Source organism: uncultured Oscillibacter sp. (genome assembly GCF_910587525.1).
Taxonomy (GTDB): Bacteria; Bacillota; Clostridia; order Oscillospirales; family Oscillospiraceae; genus Oscillibacter.
This window is the reverse complement of record NZ_CAJULS010000026.1, coordinates 1-21,053: the sequence shown is the minus strand read 5'-3', so window position 1 is coordinate 21,053 and position 21,053 is coordinate 1. Positions and strand designations below refer to the sequence as shown.

The 21,053-nt window shown below is 62.8% G+C and carries 22 protein-coding genes; 15 read left to right on the top strand and 7 right to left on the bottom strand.

What is annotated here, in order from left to right:
• The 4 genes from metG to QZ326_RS04335 form a co-directional block, all read left to right on the top strand.
• Nucleotides 1-1,094: methionine--tRNA ligase subunit beta (gene metG / locus QZ326_RS04350; protein ID WP_295741658.1), on the top strand; the 1,094-nt coding region annotated here is incomplete at its 5' end.
• Nucleotides 1,095-1,104: 10 nt separating this feature from the next.
• On the top strand, nucleotides 1,105-1,764 hold the full coding sequence (locus QZ326_RS04345) for an HAD family phosphatase (protein WP_295741654.1): 660 nt from the start codon (nucleotides 1,105-1,107) through the stop codon (nucleotides 1,762-1,764).
• A gap of 95 nt (nucleotides 1,765-1,859) precedes the next feature.
• Nucleotides 1,860-2,348 (top strand): RNA polymerase sigma factor, encoded by a 489-nt coding sequence (locus tag QZ326_RS04340; RefSeq protein WP_295741651.1) that lies wholly within the window; start codon nucleotides 1,860-1,862, stop codon nucleotides 2,346-2,348.
• The gene (locus QZ326_RS04335) at nucleotides 2,338-3,390 is read left to right on the top strand and encodes a DUF4825 domain-containing protein (protein WP_295741649.1); all 1,053 of its coding nucleotides are present in this window, start codon (nucleotides 2,338-2,340) and stop codon (nucleotides 3,388-3,390) included. The genes QZ326_RS04340 and QZ326_RS04335 overlap by 11 nt, the downstream gene beginning before the upstream one ends.
• 181 nt (nucleotides 3,391-3,571) lie before the next feature.
• Here QZ326_RS04335 and QZ326_RS04330 read toward each other — a convergent pair whose 3' ends face one another.
• From QZ326_RS04330 to QZ326_RS04310, 5 genes are all read right to left on the bottom strand, one after another.
• The gene (locus tag QZ326_RS04330; protein ID WP_295741646.1) at nucleotides 3,572-4,183 is read right to left on the bottom strand and encodes a hypothetical protein; all 612 of its coding nucleotides are present in this window, start codon (nucleotides 4,181-4,183) and stop codon (nucleotides 3,572-3,574) included.
• Nucleotides 4,184-4,201: 18 nt separating this feature from the next.
• On the bottom strand, nucleotides 4,202-4,888 hold the full coding sequence (locus QZ326_RS04325) for a hypothetical protein (protein ID WP_295741643.1): 687 nt from the start codon (nucleotides 4,886-4,888) through the stop codon (nucleotides 4,202-4,204).
• Between the two features lie 470 nt (nucleotides 4,889-5,358).
• Entirely contained in the window at nucleotides 5,359-5,862 is a 504-nt protein-coding gene (locus tag QZ326_RS04320; protein WP_295741640.1) for a MarR family winged helix-turn-helix transcriptional regulator, read from the bottom strand.
• A gap of 234 nt (nucleotides 5,863-6,096) precedes the next feature.
• Nucleotides 6,097-7,158 (bottom strand): DUF4179 domain-containing protein, encoded by a 1,062-nt coding sequence (locus QZ326_RS04315; protein ID WP_295741636.1) that lies wholly within the window; start codon nucleotides 7,156-7,158, stop codon nucleotides 6,097-6,099.
• Nucleotides 7,142-7,630: an RNA polymerase sigma factor gene (locus QZ326_RS04310; RefSeq protein ID WP_295741634.1), complete on the bottom strand. Its 489-nt coding sequence runs from the start codon at nucleotides 7,628-7,630 to the stop codon at nucleotides 7,142-7,144. The genes QZ326_RS04315 and QZ326_RS04310 overlap by 17 nt, the downstream gene beginning before the upstream one ends.
• A 370-nt stretch (nucleotides 7,631-8,000) precedes the next feature.
• On the opposite strand from QZ326_RS04310, the gene QZ326_RS04305 reads away from it, so the two are divergent.
• The 9 genes from QZ326_RS04305 to arcC all read left to right on the top strand — a co-directional run bounded on the left by QZ326_RS04305 (nucleotide 8,001) and on the right by arcC (nucleotide 17,282).
• Nucleotides 8,001-9,113, top strand: coding sequence for a PhnD/SsuA/transferrin family substrate-binding protein (locus QZ326_RS04305; protein WP_295741631.1), 1,113 nt, complete (start codon nucleotides 8,001-8,003; stop codon nucleotides 9,111-9,113).
• 320 nt (nucleotides 9,114-9,433) lie between these two features.
• A complete protein-coding gene (gene polA / locus QZ326_RS04300) occupies nucleotides 9,434-12,100 on the top strand; it encodes a DNA polymerase I (RefSeq protein WP_295741630.1) in 2,667 nt (888 codons plus the stop codon).
• Entirely contained in the window at nucleotides 12,097-12,636 is a 540-nt protein-coding gene (locus tag QZ326_RS04295) for a hypothetical protein (protein WP_295741627.1), read from the top strand. The genes polA and QZ326_RS04295 overlap by 4 nt, the downstream gene beginning before the upstream one ends.
• On the top strand, nucleotides 12,623-12,766 hold the full coding sequence (locus QZ326_RS04290; protein ID WP_295741625.1) for a hypothetical protein: 144 nt from the start codon (nucleotides 12,623-12,625) through the stop codon (nucleotides 12,764-12,766). Before QZ326_RS04295 ends, QZ326_RS04290 begins: the two co-directional genes overlap by 14 nt.
• The gene (locus QZ326_RS04285; protein ID WP_295741661.1) at nucleotides 12,766-13,248 is read left to right on the top strand and encodes a hypothetical protein; all 483 of its coding nucleotides are present in this window, start codon (nucleotides 12,766-12,768) and stop codon (nucleotides 13,246-13,248) included. The genes QZ326_RS04290 and QZ326_RS04285 overlap by 1 nt, the downstream gene beginning before the upstream one ends.
• A complete protein-coding gene (rimI, locus tag QZ326_RS04280; protein ID WP_295741622.1) occupies nucleotides 13,245-13,739 on the top strand; it encodes a ribosomal protein S18-alanine N-acetyltransferase in 495 nt (164 codons plus the stop codon). The genes QZ326_RS04285 and rimI overlap by 4 nt, the downstream gene beginning before the upstream one ends.
• Entirely contained in the window at nucleotides 13,736-14,761 is a 1,026-nt protein-coding gene (tsaD, locus tag QZ326_RS04275) for a tRNA (adenosine(37)-N6)-threonylcarbamoyltransferase complex transferase subunit TsaD (RefSeq protein WP_295741619.1), read from the top strand. The genes rimI and tsaD overlap by 4 nt, the downstream gene beginning before the upstream one ends.
• Before the next feature lie 649 nt (nucleotides 14,762-15,410).
• Nucleotides 15,411-16,202, top strand: coding sequence for an S-layer homology domain-containing protein (locus tag QZ326_RS04270; protein WP_295741616.1), 792 nt, complete (start codon nucleotides 15,411-15,413; stop codon nucleotides 16,200-16,202).
• A gap of 135 nt (nucleotides 16,203-16,337) precedes the next feature.
• A complete protein-coding gene (gene arcC, locus QZ326_RS04265) occupies nucleotides 16,338-17,282 on the top strand; it encodes a carbamate kinase (protein WP_295741613.1) in 945 nt (314 codons plus the stop codon).
• Nucleotides 17,283-17,369: 87 nt separating this feature from the next.
• On the opposite strand, the gene QZ326_RS04260 is transcribed toward arcC, so the two are convergent.
• Both QZ326_RS04260 and QZ326_RS04255 read right to left on the bottom strand, forming a co-directional pair.
• The gene (locus QZ326_RS04260; RefSeq protein ID WP_295741610.1) at nucleotides 17,370-18,326 is read right to left on the bottom strand and encodes a calcium/sodium antiporter; all 957 of its coding nucleotides are present in this window, start codon (nucleotides 18,324-18,326) and stop codon (nucleotides 17,370-17,372) included.
• 282 nt (nucleotides 18,327-18,608) lie between these two features.
• The gene (locus QZ326_RS04255) at nucleotides 18,609-19,688 is read right to left on the bottom strand and encodes a bifunctional histidine phosphatase family protein/GNAT family N-acetyltransferase (RefSeq protein ID WP_295741608.1); all 1,080 of its coding nucleotides are present in this window, start codon (nucleotides 19,686-19,688) and stop codon (nucleotides 18,609-18,611) included.
• Nucleotides 19,689-19,819: 131 nt separating this feature from the next.
• On the opposite strand from QZ326_RS04255, the gene QZ326_RS04250 reads away from it, so the two are divergent.
• Together QZ326_RS04250 and QZ326_RS04245 are read left to right on the top strand one after the other, a co-directional pair.
• Nucleotides 19,820-19,999, top strand: a complete 180-nt coding sequence (locus QZ326_RS04250) for a hypothetical protein (protein WP_016322170.1) — start codon at nucleotides 19,820-19,822, stop codon at nucleotides 19,997-19,999.
• Nucleotides 20,000-20,173: 174 nt separating this feature from the next.
• A complete protein-coding gene (locus QZ326_RS04245; RefSeq protein WP_295741606.1) occupies nucleotides 20,174-20,554 on the top strand; it encodes a GntR family transcriptional regulator in 381 nt (126 codons plus the stop codon).
• Nucleotides 20,555-21,053: the final 499 nt, after the last annotated feature.

Sequence of the window (21,053 nt, the reverse complement as noted above, 5' to 3'; positions counted from 1 at the left end):
ACGGCGGCAAGATGAGCAAGTCCAAGGGCAACGTGGTGGACCCCTATATCCTGGCCGAAAAATTCGGTGTGGACGCTCTGCGTTTCTTCCTCATGCGCACCTTCCCCTTCGGCTCCGACGGCAATTTCTCCAACGAGCTGCTGATCCAGACCATCAACAACGACCTGGCCAACGACTTGGGGAACCTCGTCAGCCGCACCACCGCCATGACGGGCAAGTATTTCGGCGGACAGCTGCCCGCCGGGTGCCGTGACTGGGCCAGTCCGGAGCCCTGGGACACGGAGCTGCAAAACGCTGTCACGGCCCTGCGGGACGCCTATGAAAAGGATATGGATGCCTTCGCCCCCCACAAGGCCCTGGAGGACGTATTCAGGGTCATCCAGCGGGCCAACAAGTATATCGACGAGAATGCCCCCTGGAAGCTGTCCAAGGACATGGAGTCCAATGGCCCCCGTTTGGCTCACGTCCTGTACACCCTTCTGGAGGTCACCCGCATCTGCGGCGTGCTGCTGACGCCCTTCATGCCGGACTCCATGGAGAAGCTCTTTGCCCAGACCGGCGCCCCCGCGGAGGCCCGCACCTGGGACAGTGCTGCGAAGTGGGGCACTCTGCCGGAGGATGCCGCCGTCAACAAGGGGGAAAATCTGTTCCCCCGGGTGGATATGGACAAAGCCCTGGAGGAGCTGGAGTCTGCCGCCCAGGCCGCCAGGGAGGACGCCGCCCGGCCGGATATTGAGATCGAGCCCCAGCTGACGGAGAAGGTGGACTTCGACACCTTTTGCAAGAGCGACTTCCGGGTGGTAAAGGTGAAGGCCTGCGACGCCGTGAAGAAAAGTACAAAGCTTCTGCGCTTCACCCTGGACGACGGCACCGGCGTGGACCGTCAGATTCTCTCCGGCATCCACCAGTGGTACGAGCCGGAAGATCTGGTGGGAAAGACGCTGGTGGCCATTGTCAATCTGCCCCCCCGGAAGATGATGGGGCTGGAGAGCAACGGGATGCTGATCTCCGCCGTCCACACCGAGAAGGGGGAGGAGGCCCTGCACCTTTTGATGGTGGATGACGCCATCCCCGCCGGGGCCAAGCTCTGCTGAGGGATTTGCCATGCGTCTGCAAAGCGCGATTTTTGACATGGACGGCACCTTGCTGGACTCCATGCACATCTGGCGGGAGATCGGCCCCAGGATGCTCCAGGCCCGGGGGATTACCCCCGCCCCGGACCTGGGGGAGCGGCTCAAGCCCATGACGGCCCGCCAGGGCGCGGCCTATTGCAAGGAAGCGTATGGCCTGCCGGAGACGGTGGATGCGGTCTATGCCCAAATTGAGGACCAGGTAAAGCGTTTCTACGAAAACGAGGTGGAGGCCAAGCCCGGCGTAAAAAAGCTTCTCTCCCTTCTGAAGATGGAGGGCGTCTGGATGTACGTGGCCACGGCCACGGACCGCCACCTGGCAGAGAAGGCCCTCCAGCACGCCGGCATTCGGGACTGCTTCCGCGGCCTCGTCACCTCCGCCGAGACCGGAGCGGGCAAGGACGTGAGCCCGGAGATCTATGAGCGGGCCATGCGGCGGCTCCGCTCCAACAAGAAAGACACCGTCATCTTTGAGGACGCCCTCCACGCCATCCGCACCGCCAAGACGGCGGGCTTCCGTGTGGCGGCCATCTATGACCCCTCCGCCGAAGAGGATCAGGAGGAGATCCGGGCGCTGGCGGACTACTATTTCCGCTCCTTTGAGGAGCTGTTTGAGGCCAAATCGCTGGAATAAAAAGTTTGACGGGCGATGCCCGTCAAACTTTTTTTGCGTCCGCTGTAACGTTCGGGCCGGAAAAGGGACATAACAGGTGAAAGGGGGAGAGGACCATGGATGATATGAACGAGATCTACCGGAACCACGCCCAGACCGTTTACAAGTTTCTCCTCTCCCACACCCACGACCCGGACCTGGCGGAGGAGCTGACTCAGGAGACCTTTTACCAGGCGGTGCGCTCCATCGACCGGTTTGACGGCGGGTGCAAAGTCTCCGTCTGGCTCTGCCAGATTGCCAAGCACCTGTGGTACCAGCACCTGCGCCGACACAAGCGGGAGGCCCCCATGCCGGAGGAGGCGCCGGAGGTCCCCGCCGCCTCGGCGGAGGAGGTCCTGCTGGAGCGGGAGGGCCGGCTGGATCTGCTGCGGCTGATCCACGGCCTGCCCCCGGAGCCCCGGGAGGTGGTGTACCTCCGGGCCTTCGGCGGCCTCAGCTTTCGGGAGATCGGGGATGTCATGGGCCGGACGGAGACCTGGGCCCGGGTGGCCTTTTACCGGACAAAGGAAAAACTGCGGAACGGAGGAGTGAAGGATGAGAAATGATCTGACCTGTGCGGTGGTGCGGGACCTGCTGCCAAACTATGTGGAGGGACTGACCTCAGAGGAGACTGGACAGGCGGTGGAGCGGCACCTGCGCTCCTGCCCGGACTGCGCCGCGAAACAGGCGGCCATGGTGGGCCCGGAGCTGGCCTCCAGGCTGGAGGAGGAGCGGAGGGAGCTGGACTACCTCAAGCAGGTGAAGCGGCGGAGCCGGTTTCGCCTTGTGGCGGCGGTGGTGTGTACGGTGCTGGTAATCGCGGGAGGCTTTGCCGCCAAGATTTTTCTCATCGGCACCCCCATCCAGCCCCAGACCTACGCCCTGCGCCACTACGTGGACGAGGAGAACGTACTGCACCTGATGATCGACTGCGTAAACTCCGGCATGGCCTATTATGGCTGGGAGACCGACGAGGAGAATGGCCTCGTGGAGATCTTCGGCCGGACCGTCACCGTCTCTCCCTTCCACGACGAGGGCTGGGGCCGCCTGACGGTGCCTCTGGAGGGCGTCCGGGAGGTCCGGCTCTGCGGAGATGTGGTCTACCAGGACGGCGTGGTGGTCACCAGCGCGGCCATGCACCGCTATGAGGCCCGGACGCCCTACGCGGGAGACGCCCCGGCCCTGGGCCGGGTGGCTGAGGCCGTGGGCCTGGATGACCAGACCTGGGGCTACACCACAGAGCTGACCACCAGTGCGCGGCCCTACCGCTGGACCATCAACTTCCAAAGTCACTGGGGTGACACCTCCGCCGATGTGTTCATGCGCTATTACTACGGCCCCCAGATTCTGGCGCTGGTGGACAATCTGGACGAGGTGGGCTGGACCTACACCACCGCCACCTCCTCGGGCAAGACCTTTTGCGAGGGGGTGCTGACCCTGGAGGAGGCTGATGCCCATTTGATAACAATCTTGGCCCAAAGCGACTGCGGCGAGCAGTGGAAGGCCCTGAAAAGTGTCAAAGACTTCGCCGCCACCCCCGCCGGAATGCAGGTTCTCTATGACCTGGTGCGGGAAGACCTGTCCCTCCAAGTGGCCCCGGTCTTTTAACCTTCAAATCAACAGCGGGACGGCTCTGCCGTCCCGCTGTTGATTTCTCCGGTCTTTCAAAAGCTGTTTTCAAGGGGTTCATGCGTCCCCCCCAAAAGGGGCCGCGCCGCTTTATGCCGCTGCCCAGGATCGGGGCGTTGCCGGAATGTATGCTGCGATTTTCCCGCCGGAAATCCGCTTCTCAGCTGTTCCAATCCACGCCGTAGGTGCGCTCCACCGTGAAGCCGCTGAGACTGCCGGTGGAAATATCGAAATTCAGGCCGTATTTGTATTCCAGGCCGTAGTGCAGCCACATCACTTCGTTTCCGGTCCAGTCGGGATACTTCTCCCCGGCCTTTTCCCGGGTCAGTTCGGTGACCGGTACACTGTCGAAGGAAATCGTCTCAAGAACACTCTCATCGTCCTCGGCGGCCATGTTCAGCTCCAGCCGGGCGATCACAGCCTGTCCCAGAGAAACCGCCTCCTCCGTCACCAGGGAGATCGTGAAGGACATGTTGTCCGACACCTTCACGCTGCCGCCGGTGTAGTAGGCGTTGGCCTCCAGCTGCGTAGCGGGGTCTACGGTAATCCGATTATAATTCTCGTCCACCCAGGATACCTCCAGTCCCTCGTCCAGCAGGGTCTGGACGGTGGTCTCTCCCACCCTGACCTCTTTGCCGTTTATGCTGACGGGCAGCAGAATTTCCTCCGTCTCCTGGCCGCTCCCGCCGTCCGCCTGCCCGCAGGCGGACAGGAACAGCATAAGCGCCGTCAGCAGCAGACAGGGCAGAAAACGCGTCTTTTTTGTATTCATAGTTCGGTATGCTCCTTTTTATTTTTCCCTCCACAGGGTTTCCGCCTTCGGGCAGTGCCGGGCAATCAGGTCCTTCGCCGTTTGCAGCTGCTCCCAGCTGGCCAGATACACCCGGTCCGGCCCCTGCCTGGCCGAGGCGGTGTCCTCCCGGTAGTCTACCACTAGGGAGACCCCGGCGCCGGTCTTCCGGCGCACCCGGACGCCGCCGCTCCGGTAGTGAAACCGGACTGTCTCCTCCCGCGCGCCCAGCTTTTCCATATCCGCCGTCCGGCAGATCTGGCAGACATCCCTGAAGTAGAGCCAGAAATCCGGTCCCGCCAGCAGCCGGGCGGGAAAACTGTCCTCGAAGGTGTTGAGAAAATCCGCCCTGCCGAAATTCTGCCGGGCGAACGCCTCCTGATCGGAGGGCGAAAGAGCCGAAAGGGCTTTTTCGAAGCTCTTCCGCACACTCTTCATCGTGGCGGCCCGGCTGGTCAGCAGCACGCACAGCCAGATGAATACCGCGATGCCTGCCCCGATGGGCAGATGCACCCGCAGCACGTAGGTCCAGTCGTATCCCGCGCCAAAGCCCAGAGCCGCCATGCCCGCCACGGCCGCCGCCATCCAGATGTAGTACATCCTCCGCTGTCTGCCCCGGAAGGATTTCCACACCGGCTCAAAATCCCGGAGCTCCCTGTCCAGCCACTCCCGCAGCGTCTCGCTCATCGCAATCCGTCCTTTCCACAACAGGCCGGCACGAAAAACGGGCCGGCGCCCCAGTTCGAGCAATGAAAAATCATCATCCCTTCATTTGCCTTCTTCCTCTCAATTTTGATTCCAACAGAGCCCCGAGGGGCGGGCGGGAGACGCGCCCCCGCCCGGGGCCCGTTGGAAACACAAAGAGCGGGACCGAGTTTTACCTCAGCCCCGTATAAAATGCACACACAGCAAAATCCGCATTCAGCCTTGAAATCGCAGTCTGAACCGGGTATAACGATTTTGTGGTGCGGTATATTCGCCGTGCTGAGTGCTGATCTCACCCGTACGGGGCCGCAAGGTGGTAGCAACACCCTGCGGCCTGCCGCTTTTGTGTTTCCGGGCTTATTTTATCTATCGCGGAAAAAATTGCAATAGCCTTTTCCCCGGAATTTAGAGGGGACAGGGATTCATAAAAGCCGCCACAGGCAAAGCTCCCGCTATGTTGCGTCAGGCAGAATCCCGCATTCACCCTTTACAGCAAACATCCTTTCATACTCCTCCAGCAAATGGACAAACTCCTGCCGCCGCTCGTCCCGGCTGCGGCGCTGGAGCTGATCCAACAGAGGCACCAGCACAGAGAGCTCCGCCTCCGTCAGCTCCGCCGTCAGCCAGCGGAAGTAAAAGGCCTCCGCCTCCACCTTGGCCTCCCGCAGGGCGTCGCCCTTTTCGGTGACAAAGAGTTCTTTGCGCCGTTTGTCCGCCGCGCTGGGGCGGCGGTAAATATAGCCCGCCTCCTCCAGCTTCGCCGCCCGGCGGGCAATGGTGCTCTTGTCCAGGCAGTACAGCCGCCGCAGCTCCTCCTGGGTGACGCCGGGGCGGTGGCGCACGGTGTGGATCATGTCGTAGTCGCTGAGGCTCAGGTCCGTATTGCCCAGAGCCTGGGCCACGAACCGCTGGGCGTCCCGGTCGATCTTCCGGATGCGGCGCTTGGTGGGGTCCATGCCATCGCCTCCTTTTACATCGTATCATAGCAGGACAAGGGCGGATGGTCAATTCCGTCCCGCCATTTTTGACGCTTTGCACAAATCGTTGCGATGCGCAACTATTCTGCTTGACTTCCGCGGAAGAGGAGGCTATGATGGATCTGCCGGGAGGTCTGGGAACCCTCCCGCGCCACGGGGATTTACAATACGCAAAAACGCGCCAGGGCTGATCACCCTGGCGCGTTTCCTCTTTTAATCCGCGTGGATGGGGTAGACCACGCCGCCCACGGAGATGCTCGCCAGCTCCTCCAGGGGGATGATCTCCTCCAGCACCTGGCCCTTGGTGCAGGCAGTAACGCCGTTTCCGGGACGGAGGCTGCCGCCGGAGGTGCTGAGGTCGATGACCGTGCCGTCGGTCTTGGCCAGCAGGATCTCCACGTTTTCCAGATACCGCTGGGACTGGCGGGCGTCCTCGGGGTCCTGCCGTCCGCTCTGGCTGTTGGACCAGACCACCTCCGTGTCCGCGGTATAGTCCACCTTCACCGCGACGGGGGAAACGCTGACGCTGTCGATGGTAAAGCCCAGCCCATCCTGAGAAAAGGTCTCGCCGCCGCCCATGCGGACAGAGCAGTCCTCGTAGTCCACCTCAAACCGGAACTTCCACCGGCCCTCATACAGCAGCTCGTCCCGCTTCGTCTCCGAATCCCAATAGCGCAGATCCTGGAAATCCGCCGTGGCGGTGCCGTGGGTCATGGGAACGTTGGAGGAGGCGGTCTCCACCATCTGGATCACGTTGTCCTCCGGGTCCTGGTCCACAAACCAGCTGGTGCCGTGGCTGCCGCCCTTGACCCAGCTGCTGCCGCCAAAGCCGCCCATCATCAGGTAGGTCTCGTTCAGGTCCTTGCCCTCCGGCAGGAAGCGTTCCCCGTCCTCCCGGGTGAGGGTGTAGACGATAACGGCGTTGTACTCGTCGCCCATGATGGCGTCGGCGGAGACGGTGATGCCGTTATCGGTTGCGGAGGCCCCGATGGGATGGCCGATCTTGTCGATGACCTCCGTCTGGGCCACGCTGCCGCCGAAGAGGGGGGTAAATACGTCGATGGGGCTGGGGAGGACGCCCGCGGCGCCGGCGCCCACCGCCAGCATCACTGCCGCCGCCGCGGCGATGACCGCCATCTTGCCAAAGGGCCTGCGGGTGCGGTGGGCCACCTGACGGGAGGCCGCCTTTGCGGCGCCGGCCGCCAGCTGCGCTCTCTGCTCAGGGGTAAAGTGAAGGGTTTCCATACTCTGCTTATACTCAGACAGATTGCTCATAGTCCATTCCTCCTAAAATCTCTTTCAGCCTGGTCCGGCCCCGGGCCAGACGGGTGTGGACGGTGGCGGTGGGCACCCCCAGGATCTCCCCGATCTCCGCGGCTGTGTAGCCCTCGTAGTAGCAGAGGTAGATCACAGCCCGGTAGTGGGGCGGCAGGGTATTTACCGCCGCCAGGACGGAGCCGTCCTCCGCCTCCGGGGCGGGGACCTGAAATCCGTCCTCCAGGGGGCGGGTACGCTGGCGCCAGGGGCTTTTCAGGATGTCCTTGCAGGCGTTGGCCGCCATGCGCAGGATGTAGGCCCGCTCGTGGGCGGGGCTCTCGAAGCTCCGGGGCTCCGTCAGGAGCTTGACAAAGACGGTCTGGCACACGTCCTGGGCGTCCTGGGTATTTTTCAGATAGGTGTAGCTCAGGCGGAGGATGGCGTCGGCGTAAGTCTCCGCCAGACGTTCCGCTTGCTGGCTGTAATTCATTTGATTTCAACTCCTTTGAAGCGCGCTCATATAGGGTACGATTGAGCGGGGGAAATACTTTCACTCTTTGGAAAAATTTTTTGAAGTACCGGAGTTGAGACGAAAATGGCCCGGTCAGGAGATGCGGGAGCCTTCTTCGCGTATTTTATGCGGGACGGGCTCTGTCCCGGTCCGTCCACCGGAAAACAGGCGATTTCGGGAAGCCGGGCGGGGACAAAGCCCCGCCCCTGCAAAGCCGCAGCCGCAAAACCGGAACCGCGAATAATAAAATGCGCGTTTGGATGCTTCCCGGGGGCCTCCCTTGCGCCTTTGCCGACGGAGTGCTAGAATACAGGTATCATACCACACCCTCAGCGGAAAAGGAGCGCCTATGAAGAAACTGTTACCCCTGCTGCTGGCTCTGGCCCTGCTGCTGTCCGGCTGCGGACGGCGGGAAGACGCCCCGCCGGACCCGGTACAGGACCCGCCTTCCGGGACGAAGGAGCCCGGGGAACCCCGCCCAGTCTCCCCGGAGAATCCCCTGGAGCTGGACATCCTGCGTATTGAGATCTGCCGCGGCGGCCTCGGCTCGGAGCGGCTGATGGAGGCCGCCCGAACGCTTCCGGAGCTCCTGCGGTCCACCCTGGCGGAAAATCAATCCATTATTACGGACACCATACAGGTTACCATCGGGTCCTCTCCCGCCGCCACGGTACAGGCACTGAACGGGGGCGCTGTGGACATCGCCATTCTGCCCGCCGAGGGCTTTGCCGGCCAGGAGACAGAGGCGGTCCTGCTGCTGGCCTCCGGCCCCGGCGCCAATGAGAGCCCTCTGTGGACGGACAGCGGCGGGAGTTTCCAGGCGTCCATCTGCGCCGCCCCCACGGACTACGGTCTGAATCTGGCCGTCCGGGCCGGCAAGGAGGGAGACCTGCCCACCTGGGAGGAGATGAACCGCGCCCGTTGGGGCCTGCTGGAGCGGGATTCCCTGCCGGGCCGCCGGGCGGTGGACCTGTGGCTGGCGGACAACTACGAGGGAAATACCACAGCGAGCCTCTCCCGCGTCACGGTATACGGGGACTTTGACCAGCTGATTCAGGCGGCGGAGGCCGGGGAGATCGACGTGTTTCCCCGGGACGACAGCGATTCGGCGGCGCGGAACGGGGACACGGCGGAGTTCCTGAATGAAAAGGTCTTCTCTCTGGGCCAAACGGAGCGGTTTTACGACATGGTGCTGGCGGTTTCCCCTGAGCGGGAGGACCTGTCCGCCCCGGGGCTGAACCTGAAAGACCCGCTGATGTTCACCCTGACCCAGCTCTGCTTCTACGACGGCACCCAGACCAATGCGGACGGCACTCCCCTCTTTTCGGGAGAGGGCTGCGACCGGGAGACCCGGATGCTGTGTCAGGACGTCTTCGGCCCGTACCGCTACGGCTGGGCGGAGGACAAGGACCTGGACGCCACCCGCCGCCTGCTGACCCTGGAGGGCCATACGGCGGATTGACAAGAACACCAAAAGGAGCCGCGAAAGCGGCTCCTCTTTTTTGAGCAGGCACATAAAATAAAATGTATGGGGGACGAGGGACGCTGTTTACAACCCTTCGGGCGGCAAAGGTGCGCTCAGCCGCTGGGTTTTACGGTGCTAAAAGGGAAGCTCGCGCCTTGCGGGGCGCGCCCCTGGGCTTGCCCTCGGTCCCCGAAGCCTTTGTAAAGGCTGGCGAAACTTTTACCTGCGCTTCGCGCCCTTTTCCCATTTCGCCGTTGCGCCGCCGCCTGATCTGGGGTATACTATTACAATCTATGGAAGCACTGGAGGTTCTCCCCATGAAACTGATGGCCATTGACGGAAACAGCATCATCAACCGGGCCTACTACGGCATCCGGCCCCTGACTACCCGGGACGGACTCTATACCCACGCCGTCTTCGGCTTTCTCACTACCCTTTTGCGGCTTACGGGGGAGGAGCGCCCCGACGCGGTGTGCGTCACCTTTGACGTTCACGCCCCCACCTTCCGCCACACGGCGGACGCGGCCTACAAGGCCACCCGCAAGCCCATGCCGGAGGAGCTGCGGATGCAGATGCCGGTTTTGAAAGAGGTGCTGGACGCGCTGAACATCCCCCGCTACGAGCTCTCGGGCTGGGAGGCCGACGATCTGCTGGGCACCATCTCCCGCAAATGCGAAGCCGATGGCTGGGAGTGCGTGGTGGTCACCGGGGACAGGGACAGCCTCCAGCTGATTACGGACCACACCAAAGTGAAGCTGGTCTCCACCCGTATGGGCCAGACCACCACCAGGGATATGACTCCCGAGACCTTCCGGGAGCAGTACGGCTTTGACCCCATCCACATGATTGACCTGAAGGCCCTGATGGGAGACGCCTCCGACAACATCCCCGGCGTCAAGGGCGTGGGGGAGAAGACCGCCATGGGCCTGATCCAGATGTACGGCTCCATCGGCCGCCTGTATGCGCAGATGCCGGACATCCTCTCCGCGCCGGAGACCCCCGCCAAGCCGGGCCTTGTCAAAAAACTGGCGGAGGGGGAGGAGGCCGCCCGCCATTCCCAGTGGCTGGCCGCCATTGTCACCGATGCGCCGCTGGAGTTCGCCCCGGAAGACAATCTGGTGAAATCCCCCGGCCCCGCGGCCTATCCTCTGTTTTTGAAGCTGGAATTTGCCAAGCTGATTGAGAAGTTCGGCCTGACGCCGGAGGCCGCCCCGGCGGCGGAGAAGGCGGATTTTGCCGCCGTTGTGGAGCAGGTGGCGGACCCGGCCCGGGCCGCGGAGCTGCTGGAGCTGTGGCGGGAGGTGGAGTGCGTGTCCGTCACCGCCCTGCCGGATCTCCAGGTGCTGGCGGTGGAGTGCCGGACCGGGCCGGACAGCGCGCTCTTGGCAGACCTGCGGTTCTCCCGGTACGGGGGAGACTGGAACGCCCTGCTGGCGGCTCTCTTTTCAGCGGACATCCCCAAGGCGGCTCACAACGTCAAGGACCTGATGCGGGTCCTGCTGGAAAACCGCCTCCCGGCGGAGGGCTTCGTCTTTGATACGGCCCTGGCGGCCTACCTGCTGGACGCCACCGCGGGAAGCTACGACCTTCCCCGGCTGTTTGTCTCCTATTATAACGAGGAGTTGCCGGGGGCCCTCTACCTGGAGCCGAATGCCTTCTCCCCCCTGGGAGAGACGGCGGAGGTGGCCGCGTCGCTGTACAGCCATACCTCTGCCGTGACGGCCCTGCGGGAGACCCTGGGCGAAAAGCTCCGGGAGAAGGACATGGAACGGCTGTTCACGGAGATCGAGCTGCCCCTGTGCCGGGTGCTGGCGGAGATGGAGCTGGCGGGCTGCAGGGTTGACCGAAAGGCCTTGGCGGATTTCGGCGGGATGCTGGCCGCCCGGACGGCGGAGCTGGAAAAGACCATCTATGACCTGGCCGGGGAGAAATTCAACATCAACTCCCCCAAGCAGTTGGGGGAGATCCTCTTCGGAAAGCTGGGCCTGCCCCACGGCAAGAAGACCAAGACCGGCTGGTCCACCAACGCCGACGTGCTGGAGAATCTCCGGTACGAGGCCCCCATCGTGGGGGCGGTGCTGGAGTACCGCCAGTACGCCAAGCTGAAATCCACCTATGCCGACGGCCTTTTGAAGGCCCTGGACGCGGACGGCCGGATACGCACCAGCTTTCAGATGACCGTCACCGCCACGGGGCGGCTGAGCTCCACAGAGCCCAACCTCCAGAACATTCCCACCCGCACGGACCTGGGCAGTGAGATCCGGAAGATGTTCGTCCCGGCGGAGGGCTGCGTCCTGGTGGACGCGGACTACTCTCAGATCGAGCTGCGGCTGCTGGCCCACGTCTCTGGAGACGAGGCCATGCGCTCGGCCTTTCTGGCAGGGGGCGACTTCCACGCTGAGACCGCCGCCAAGGTGTTCCATGTGGACCGGGCCGAAGTGACCCAGGAGATGCGCCGCGGCGCCAAGGCGGTAAACTTCGGCATTGTCTACGGCATCTCTCCCTTCTCTCTCAGTCAGGACCTGGGCGTCACCACGGCGGAGGCCAAGGCCTATATGGACGGCTACTTCGCCGCCTTTCCCGGCGTGCGGAGGTATATGGACGGGGTGGTGTCCCAGGCCAGGGAGGCCGGTTACGTGGAGACTCTCTTCCACCGGCGGCGGGACCTGCCGGAGCTGAAATCCTCCAAGTTCAGCCTGCGGTCCTTCGGGGAGCGGGTGGCGCTGAATATGCCCATCCAGGGCGCGGCGGCGGACGTGATGAAGCTGGCCATGATTGCCGTGTGGAAACGGCTGAAAGCCGAGGGCCTGGAGGCAAAACTGGTGCTCCAGGTCCACGACGAGCTGATTGTGGAGTGTCCCGAGGCCGAGGCGGAGCGCGCGGCAAAGCTGCTGGAGGAGGAGATGGAGAATGTGGTCCGCCTCTCCGTCCCGCTGACGGCGGAGGCCCACTGGGGGAAAAACTGGCTGGAGGCAAAGGGATGACAAGAGAGGAGCAGAAGATGATTCGGGAGCAGGAAAAGCTCCTGAAAAAAGCCATAGAAAAAGCCTGCAGGGAGATCGGGAAGCGGCGGGGGTGGAAAACCGTTCGGGGACATCAGTACCGGGTGCGGGACAACCTGCTGGACGTACTGATCGTGATGCCCTCTGCCTTTGACAGCCATATCCTGAAGGCCAATTTTTACTGCAAGCCCCCGGCGCTGGACGAGATGTACTGGAAGGTATTCCACATGGCGGAGGAGGCGGCGGAGCAGCCCTTCAGCTTCCATGTCTGGGGCGCGTTTACGGCCCGGGGCCTGTGGCTCCCCGCCTGGCAGGAGCGCCTGTCCGGGCCGGAGGACCCGGAATCCGCCGTGGAGGCTGTCTTTGACCGGGCGGAGGCCCTGGCGGCGGAGAACACCTTTCCGGATCTGGCAGCCTACCGAACCCGGCTGGAGGCGGAGGAGCGGCCTAAAGTCCTGGGGATCATTCTCTGCCTTCTCTGCGAGGAGAACTACCCCCCGGGCCATGGCGCTCATTGAGGAGAATCTGGCCCGGGGTGAAAACGGCGGCTTTTCCCGGGAGGGCGGACGGCGGAGTATTCTGGAGGACGCCCGGGACTACTGCGCCGCCCGGCTGGCGCAGCGGATCTCCGAGGGGGACGCTCCATGATGGGGACCTTTGGTTTTTCCTATGTGGGCGCTATCTTTCTGCTGTGCCTGCTGGTCCCCAACCTGCTGTGGACCCGCTGCAGGCCCCGGGACTACGATCCCTCGGTGGAGAGCCGCTCTCTGCTGGCGCTGGAGCGGACGGGGCAGGTGTGGACCACCTGCGCCGCGCTGGTTTTTCAGGACTTTAATCTCCGCCCCTGGACCCCCTGGTCCTGGTGGCTCATCGGGGCGGCGGCGCTGATGGTCCTGTACGAGCTCTGGTGGCTCCGGTACTTCCGCAGTGCACGGACCATGGCGGATTTCACCTCCAGCCTGCTGGGCGTCCCCGTGGCGGGGGCCTCGCTGCCGGTGGCGGCCTTTTTCCTGCTGGGCATCTACGGACGGGTCGTCTGGATGCTCCTGGGCGTGACGGTCCTGGGCATGGGGCACATCGGCATCCACCTCCGCCACAGGCGGGAGATCAGAAAGGAAACGAATATATGAGTGAGAATATGCGTGTGCGCATCGTCCCCATGACGGCGGATCATCTGGACGCGGTGACAGCCCTGGAGCGGATCTGCTTCTCAGACCCCTGGTCCCGGAGTCTCCTGGCGGCAGAGCTGGACAACGGCCTCTCCGCCTTCCTGGTGGCCCTGGACAGCGAGGGTCAGGTGGCGGGCTACGCCGGATTGCAGGTGATTTTGGACGAGGGCACGGTCACCAACATCGCCGTGCGGCCGGACTGCCGCCGCAGGGGTGTGGCCAGCCAGCTTCTGCAGGTCTTTTTGGACTTTGCCCAGGGGAACCGCCTGGCTTTTTTGACCCTGGAGGTCCGCGCCTCCAATTACGACGCCATCGCCCTCTACGGCAGCCGGGGCTTCCGCAGCGTGGGACGGCGAAAGAACTACTACGAGCATCCCCGGGAGGACGCCGTCATCATGACCCGGGAGTTTTCCGCCGCCCCGGCGGAGGCGGGAGAGGAGGTGCGTCCATGAAGATATTGGCCTTTGAGTCCACCTGTGACGAGACTGCAGCCGCGGTGGTGGAGGACGGACGGCGGGTCCTGTCCGATATTGTCGCCTCCCAGGCGGATATGCACGCCCTCTACGGCGGCGTGGTGCCGGAGATTGCCTCCCGGAAGCACGTGGAGGTCATCGCCGCCCTGGCACAGCAGGCGTTGACGCAGGCGGGCTGTACCCGGGCCGATATTGACGCCGTGGCCGCCAGCTACGCCCCCGGACTCATCGGCGCGGTGCTGGTGGGGCTGAGCTTTGCCAAATCCGCAGCCTTCGGCCTGGGGGTGCCCCTGATTCCCGTCCATCACATCCGGGGACATATCGCCGCCAACTACATCGCCTTCCCGGACTTAGCGCCCCCCTTCCTGACTTTGGCCATCTCCGGCGGCAACACGCTGATCGTGGACGTGCGGGACTACACGGATATGGAAATCCTGGGCTCCACCCGGGACGACGCGGCGGGGGAGTGCTTTGACAAGGCAGCCCGGGTGCTGGGCCTCAGCTACCCCGGCGGAAAGCCCATAGACCAACTGGCACAGCAGTCCCAGGGCGGCGTCTACGCCCTGCCCCACGCCCAGGTGGACGGTGCGCCCCTGGACATGAGCTTTTCCGGGTTGAAGACGGCAGTGGTAAACCTGGCCCACCACGCCCAGCAGGTGGGAGAGGAGCTGGACCGGGCGGCTCTGGCCCGGGACTTCACCCAGGCTGTCAGCGACACGCTGGTACCCCGGACCATGGAGGCCGCCCGGAAGACGGGCCGCAAAACCATCGTGGCCGCCGGCGGCGTGGCAGCCAACTCCATCATTCGGGCCAGTCTGGAGCGTGCCTGCCGGGAGGCGGGCTGCCGGCTGTATCTGCCGCCGCTGTCCCTGTGCGGCGACAACGGCGCTATGATCGGCGCCCAGGGCTATTACGAGTATTTGGCGGGAAATACGGCGGGCATGGAGCTGAATGCTTACGCCACCCGGGACATTTCCGAGGCGCCCCCCTGCGTTTTTTGACTAAGGGCGGCGAATATGCAGCAGAGATATCATATGGAGGCCCTTCGTGTTTTGCAGGCGAGGCACGAGGGACTTCCTTTTTTTGGATATGCCAGTATTTTTTGTATAGTGAGGGCGGCCTTTATCAAAAATCAAGTGGCCGAAATGAAAATCTACAATCTCAATATGTTTTATGTAAAGTAAAAGCAGACTTTAGAAAAAGTGAAAACTTCATTGACGGGAATTCAAAAAAACGGATATAATTTGTATATCCATTGTAGCACAACGGTTTTACCTGTGTGGAAAACTCCGTGGAAAATGTGAATAACTCCTTGTAGAAGAATATTATTTTCGACATTATGTAAATCTAGATTTTCTTTGAATTTGAAAATTTTCTGCCGGGAAAGCCAAAAATAATGGGAATTCCGGCGAAATTTTCAGGAGAATCTCCTCTGGCTTTTTCGACTTTTTCCGAAAAGTGTCTTCAAAATTCCTGTAAAGCTGACAAACCGCCAAAAATTAAAACGCAGGAAATCCTTCATATATACAATTTGTATTATTCACTTCTCTGTGAATATCCAACTCTTGACAGTGGTTTTTGGGTGGCATATAATATCTCCATTAACTTGGGCGTCCGGCGAGACGCCCATATAAACAAAGGAGGAAGAATATGAAGCACACTAGAAGATGGCTGGCCATTCTGCTGGCCCTGGTCCTGACCCTCGGCGTCATGCCCATGGCTCTGGCCGACGAGCCCGCCGACGATGCCGCCCCCGCCGGCACCACCGCTCCCGCCGACCCCGAGGCGAAGGATGAGGAGACCACTCCCGCCGATCCCGCCGCCGCCCCCGAGGAGAAGGACGAGGAGAAAAAGGACGAAGAGACTGCCGTCCCCGAGGAGAAGAATGAGGAGGGCCAGACTCCCGACGAGCCCACCGAGCCTGCCGAACCCAAGTTCACCGACGTGGACGCCGCATCTCCCTTCGCCGCCGCCATCGACTGGGCCGTGGGCAAGGAGATCACCCTGGGCAAGACCGAGACCACCTTTGGCCCCGGCGATCCCTGCACCGTGTCCCACATTCTGACCTTCCTGTGGCGCGCCAACGGCAAGCCCGGCGCTGAGGAGGGTGTGGCCGACCGTACCTCCGCCGCCAAGTGGGCCGTGGAGAATGAGATGATCGCCGAAGACGCCGATCTCGCCGCCACCTGCACCCGCAGCATGGCCGTAACCTTCATGTGGAAGGCCGCCGGGAGCCCCGAGGCGGAGACCGAGAAGGAGTTTACCGATGTGGCCGCCGACGCCGAGTATGCCGGCGCTGTGGCCTGGGCCGTGGAGAATGAGATCACCGCCGGTACCGGCGACGGCACCACCTTCGCCCCCGCGAATCCCTGCAACCGCGGTCAGATCGTCACCTTCCTGTTCCGCCAGCTGGCGGAGAAGGACACCGAACCCGCCGCCTGACACGTAATTTTTCACAATACTTAAAAAGCGCAAAGACCGGGGAAATATCCCCGGTCTTTGTTTTGCGCCGCATAAACTCTTTCAAACGGCACAGACTTCCCATTGAAAACTTGCAGCAGGAAAGGAAGTCATCCCATGCCCGAGAGAATTGTCATCGCCCTGGGGGGCAACGCGTTACAGTCCAAGGACAGCGGAGCCACCGCCGAGGCCCAGCTGGAGGTTGTGAAAAAGACCAGCGCCCACATCGCCCAGATCAGCCAGCGGGGCTACGAGATGGCCGTGGTCCACGGAAACGGCCCCCAGGTGGGCCGCATCGTCCTGGCCAGCGAGGCCGCCAGGGACGTGGCCCCGCCCATGCCCTTTGACGTCTGCGGGGCCATGAGCCAGGGGTATATCGGCTACCACATCCAGCAGGCGCTGAAATACGCGCTCAACAGCCGCAACCGGAACTACCCCGTGGTCACTCTGGCCACACAGGTGGTGGTGGACCGGAACGACCCGGCCTTTCAGAATCCCACCAAGCCCATCGGCGCCTTTTATACCCAGGAGGAAGCCCGGCAGCTGGAGGCGGAACGGGGCTACACCATGCGGGAGGACGCCGGCCGGGGCTGGCGGCGGGTGGTGCCCTCTCCGCTGCCCCGGCGGATTGTGGAAATCGAGGCCATCCGACTGCTGTGGGACCACGCCATTGTGGTGGCCTGCGGCGGCGGCGGCATCCCGGTAGTGGAGAACCCGGACGGCACCCTGGAGGGCGTGGCGGCGGTGATCGACAAGGACTTTGCCGCGGAGCTCCTGGCGGAAGCCGTGGGAGCCGACGTGCTTTTGATTTTGACAGAGGTGGAAAAGGCGGCCATCCGCTTCGGCAAGCCGGACCAGGAGGATCTGAGCCACATCAGTCTGGCGGAGGCCGCCCGGTACGCCGCAGAGGGTCAGTTCGGCGTGGGCAGTATGCTGCCCAAGATCGAGGCCGCCATGAAATTCGTCCGGGCCAACCCGGGAAAAAAAGCCATTATCACAAGTCTTGACAAGGCATTGGAGGCCCTGGACGGCAAGACCGGCACCGTGGTGACGTTTGCCTGACAGCAAATCAATCCCCCGCGGGTGCTTACCCGCGGGGGACGTCTTTTCACCGTCGTAAGCCGGAGCATTCGGCGAAGCGCTGTCCTCTCAGCGCACCAGCGCCACCACGTAGGCGGCGTAGATCCCCAGCATCAGCGCGCCCTGCCAGCGGTAGAACTTTCCCTTTACCAACGGCGGCAGCACCGCCAGGCAACACAGGCCTAGGCACACCGGCAGGTCCAGGGCCGTGGTCTGGGCACCGATGGACAGCCGCCCGCCGGACACGGCGGAGCACACCGGCAGGATCATGGTCAGGTCAATGACGTTGGCCCCGATGATATTGCCTACGGACATGGACGCCTCTTTTTTGGCGATGGCGGTCAGGGTGGTCACCAGCTCCGGCAGGGAGGTGCCGATGGCCACCATGGTGACGCCGATGATGCTGGAGGGCACGCCCAGCAGCAGCGCCAGCTCGCTGCCGTAGTCAATCAGCAGCCGGGAGCCCACTACAATGGCCACGATGCCCGCGGCGAACAGAACCAACTTCATGAACATCTGCCGGTGAGAAGTGGTGCGGCGCTTGGGGTTCGTCCCCCGGCTCTCCGCCATGCCGGACCGGGCGTCCATCACGTTGTTCCCAATGTATATGGCAAATACCACGAACAGCAGAAGGCTGGGCAGCACCGGCAGCACGCCGCCCCGGCACAGCAGGAACAGCAGCAGTGCGCCGGAGACCATCAAAATGGCCTTCAGATCAAACTGCTTCCGGTCCACCGCCGAGGGAATGCACACAATGGAGATGCCCAGAATCAGCCCCAGATTGGCGGTGACAGACCCCACGGCGTTGCCCACCGCCAGGTCCACCTCCCCCTGGAGCACCCCGGTGACGGACACCGTCAGCTCCGGCAGCGTGGTGGCCAGGGAGACGATGGTGGCCCCGATGATGAACCGGGGTACGCCGGTGGCCTCCGCGATCCATACCGCGCCGTCCAAAAACCAGTCGCCGCCCTTGACAATCAGTGCCAGTCCCAGCAGGAACAGCAGTACCGTTACCCAAATACTCATTACACGCACGTCCTCCGTTTTTCAAAGATAAACGAGACCCTCATTGCACACGGAAAACCTGACGGGGATCTCCCCCCGCCGGCGCCGCATACAATAAAAGTCTCGCTTTTTCAGGCGGGGTCCGGACGGCTCCAGAACCATCGTGCTGACGAGCCCCGCCGCATCCCGAAGGACGCAAGCTACTCCCTTTTACAGGACTTGTTTTCGAGGGGTATTATATGGAAATCATACCCTGTTTGTCAATGAAAACTTTGTCAGAACCTGGCTGTCCAAAAAATATTGTCAGGATTTGAACGCCGGGTCAAATCCGATGTCTTTTACCCAGAGCCGGCTGCCCGGTCCGGCCGCTTCCACGGAGGCGAACCCGCAGTCCCCGAAGAACCGCTCCGCGGCGCAGCCCTCCGGCAGGACAATCCGCAGACGGTCCGCCCCCAAGGGCCGCCAGTAGTACACCGCCTGTCCGATGAGCTGCACGCCGAAGCCCCGCCTCCGGCAGTCCCGCCGGACGCAGGCCAGGGCGATTTCCCCCGGTCCCGGGCCGAACTGAACAAGCCCCACCGGCTCCTCCCCCAGGTACCCCGCCAGAGCGGGGCAGGCGGGGTCCGGAACGGGCGGCTCTCCCTCCCAGGAGGCGGCGGTCAGGTCCGGCAGCATCGCCGCCTGCTCCGGCAGGCGAACCGGCGTGAAATACAGCCCCGGCTCCAGAGCGTTTGCCCGTTTGCGCACCTTTTCGCCCGCCAGGAACTCCGGCGCCAGCAGGTGGCTGTTGTCATTCTGCCAGACCACCCGCAGGGACGCCCCGTCCCACTCCAGGCAGGAGACGGCGGTGTTGTCCCCGGTGGGGGACTTGTCTCCGGTGTCCCGAAGGGAGATGCCCTGCAGCTTCGCCAGCACCAGGCGGATAACATAGCCGTGGGAGAAGACCGCAGCAGTCCTCCCCTCATTTTCCGCCGCAATCCGCCCCAGGACCCCCAGGGCCCGCTCCAGCACCTGTGCCGGGGTCTCGGCTCCCTCCATGCGCCAGCGGTCCATCCGCCGGCTGAAGTCCGCCATCTGGTCCGGCCAGCGGCGGGCGATCTCCCCCCAGGTCCTCCGCTCCCACACGCCCACATGGATCTCCCGCAGGTCCCGCTCCAGGCGGGGCGTCAGTCCCCTGGGCAGGTACAGGGCGCTGGCGGTGGCCCGGGTGCGGTAGAGGTCGCTGGTGTACACCGCGTCGATTTGGACGCCGGCAAAGCGCCGCTCCAGGGCCTTTACCTGCCGCCAGCCCCGGTCCGTGAGGGCGCTGTCGTCCTGGCCCTGGGCAATGCGGTACAGGTTTCCCTCCGCCTCGGCGTGGCGGATCAGATAGATGGTGGTCATAGACGCCTCCAGAAAAATTGTTTTTTCACATATACTATACTCTTTCGGGAAGTTTTTGGCAAATGGAGAAACCGCGGTTTTTTTGCGGAACACGGGCCATACTATCCCCATGCCGAAAAGGAGTGACTGATATGAAGACATGTACCGGATTTTGGGTCGGTATGAGCGCGGGCCTGATGGCCGGCGCCGCAGTGGGGATGATGACGCCTCACGGCAGGGATTCCATGAAAACGCAGGTGGGTAAGAGTATCCACAAGCTGGGTGTCGCCGTGGACCATGCCGTGGACAACATCGTCTCCGAAATGCGCTGAAAATACGGCGAATGAAAAGGCGGAGGGCAAAAGCCCTCCGCTTTTTACTACAGTGGGCCAAACCGGCGTGCACCGATCCCCCAAAGAAATTTTCGGAAATTTTGAAATCCCCCCTTGACATACCGTTCATACTGTGTATACTGTATATGTACAGTACGAACAGGAGAAAAGTCCATGGAGCTGATTATCCGAAATATCACCAACCAGCCGATCTACGACCAGATCTACTCCCAGATCAAGGCCCAGATCATCGCCGGACAGCTGCGGCCCGGCGAGGCCCTGCCCTCCATCCGGGCGCTGGCCAAGGATCTGAAGATTTCCGTCATCACCACCAAGCGGGCCTACGACGAGTTGGAGGCCGACGGCCTCATTGACACCGTGGCCGGCAAGGGCTGCTTTGTGGCGGAGAGGAATCTGGACCTGATCCGGGAGCAGCAGCTGCGGGAACTGGAGAGCCATCTCTCCGCCGCCGTGGAGCTGGCAAAACGCTGCGATCTCTCACACGAGCAGCTGCACGAAATGCTGCGCATCCTGTCAGAGGAGGAATCAACATGAATGCCATTGAACTGAATCACATCTGCAAGTCCTTCGGGAGCTTCGCCATCCAGGACCTGAATTTGACGGTGCCCAGCGGTACCATCTGCGGCCTGGTGGGCGAGAACGGCGCCGGAAAGTCCACCACCATCCGCCTCCTCATGGGAGCCCTGCGGCCGGACAGCGGCAGAGCCGCTGTGCTGGGAATGGACGCCTCCGCTCCGGAGTTTACCCGGATGAAGGAGAACATCGGCGTGGTGCTGGACGAGGCCCACTTTCCCGAGACGCTGAACGCCCTCCAGGTGGGAAAGATCATGGCGGATACCTACCGCCAGTGGGAGCAGGCGGTCTACGAGGACTACTTAAAGCGCTTCGATCTGCCGGAGAAGAAGCCCTTCAAGGACTTCTCCCGGGGCATGACAATGAAGCTGGCCATCGCCGCCGCCCTGAGCCACCGGCCGAAGCTGCTGGTGCTGAGATCGGAAGAGCGTCGTGTAGGGAAAGAGTGTAGATCTCGGTG

Excerpts from the sequence above, each read along its gene's own strand:
- QZ326_RS04320 (WP_295741640.1), bottom strand. The coding sequence starts at position 5,862 with ATGGACCCCACCAAGCGCCGCATCCGGAAGATCGACCGGGACGCCCAG.
- QZ326_RS04310 (WP_295741634.1), bottom strand. The coding sequence starts at position 7,630 with ATGAATTACAGCCAGCAAGCGGAACGTCTGGCGGAGACTTACGCCGAC.
- QZ326_RS04330 (WP_295741646.1), bottom strand. The coding sequence starts at position 4,183 with ATGAATACAAAAAAGACGCGTTTTCTGCCCTGTCTGCTGCTGACGGCG.
- QZ326_RS04340 (WP_295741651.1), top strand. The coding sequence starts at position 1,860 with ATGGATGATATGAACGAGATCTACCGGAACCACGCCCAGACCGTTTAC.
- QZ326_RS04305 (WP_295741631.1), top strand. The coding sequence starts at position 8,001 with ATGAAGAAACTGTTACCCCTGCTGCTGGCTCTGGCCCTGCTGCTGTCC.
- QZ326_RS04285 (WP_295741661.1), top strand. The coding sequence starts at position 12,766 with ATGGGGACCTTTGGTTTTTCCTATGTGGGCGCTATCTTTCTGCTGTGC.
- QZ326_RS04345 (WP_295741654.1), top strand. The coding sequence starts at position 1,105 with ATGCGTCTGCAAAGCGCGATTTTTGACATGGACGGCACCTTGCTGGAC.
- QZ326_RS04270 (WP_295741616.1), top strand. The coding sequence starts at position 15,411 with ATGAAGCACACTAGAAGATGGCTGGCCATTCTGCTGGCCCTGGTCCTG.
- rimI (WP_295741622.1), top strand. The coding sequence starts at position 13,245 with ATGAGTGAGAATATGCGTGTGCGCATCGTCCCCATGACGGCGGATCAT.
- QZ326_RS04260 (WP_295741610.1), bottom strand. The coding sequence starts at position 18,326 with ATGAGTATTTGGGTAACGGTACTGCTGTTCCTGCTGGGACTGGCACTG.
- QZ326_RS04290 (WP_295741625.1), top strand. The coding sequence starts at position 12,623 with ATGGCGCTCATTGAGGAGAATCTGGCCCGGGGTGAAAACGGCGGCTTT.
- QZ326_RS04315 (WP_295741636.1), bottom strand. The coding sequence starts at position 7,158 with ATGAGCAATCTGTCTGAGTATAAGCAGAGTATGGAAACCCTTCACTTT.
- QZ326_RS04245 (WP_295741606.1), top strand. The coding sequence starts at position 20,174 with ATGGAGCTGATTATCCGAAATATCACCAACCAGCCGATCTACGACCAG.
- tsaD (WP_295741619.1), top strand. The coding sequence starts at position 13,736 with ATGAAGATATTGGCCTTTGAGTCCACCTGTGACGAGACTGCAGCCGCG.
- QZ326_RS04250 (WP_016322170.1), top strand. The coding sequence starts at position 19,820 with ATGAAGACATGTACCGGATTTTGGGTCGGTATGAGCGCGGGCCTGATG.
- QZ326_RS04295 (WP_295741627.1), top strand. The coding sequence starts at position 12,097 with ATGACAAGAGAGGAGCAGAAGATGATTCGGGAGCAGGAAAAGCTCCTG.
- arcC (WP_295741613.1), top strand. The coding sequence starts at position 16,338 with ATGCCCGAGAGAATTGTCATCGCCCTGGGGGGCAACGCGTTACAGTCC.
- QZ326_RS04335 (WP_295741649.1), top strand. The coding sequence starts at position 2,338 with ATGAGAAATGATCTGACCTGTGCGGTGGTGCGGGACCTGCTGCCAAAC.
- QZ326_RS04325 (WP_295741643.1), bottom strand. The coding sequence starts at position 4,888 with ATGAGCGAGACGCTGCGGGAGTGGCTGGACAGGGAGCTCCGGGATTTT.
- polA (WP_295741630.1), top strand. The coding sequence starts at position 9,434 with ATGAAACTGATGGCCATTGACGGAAACAGCATCATCAACCGGGCCTAC.
- QZ326_RS04255 (WP_295741608.1), bottom strand. The coding sequence starts at position 19,688 with ATGACCACCATCTATCTGATCCGCCACGCCGAGGCGGAGGGAAACCTG.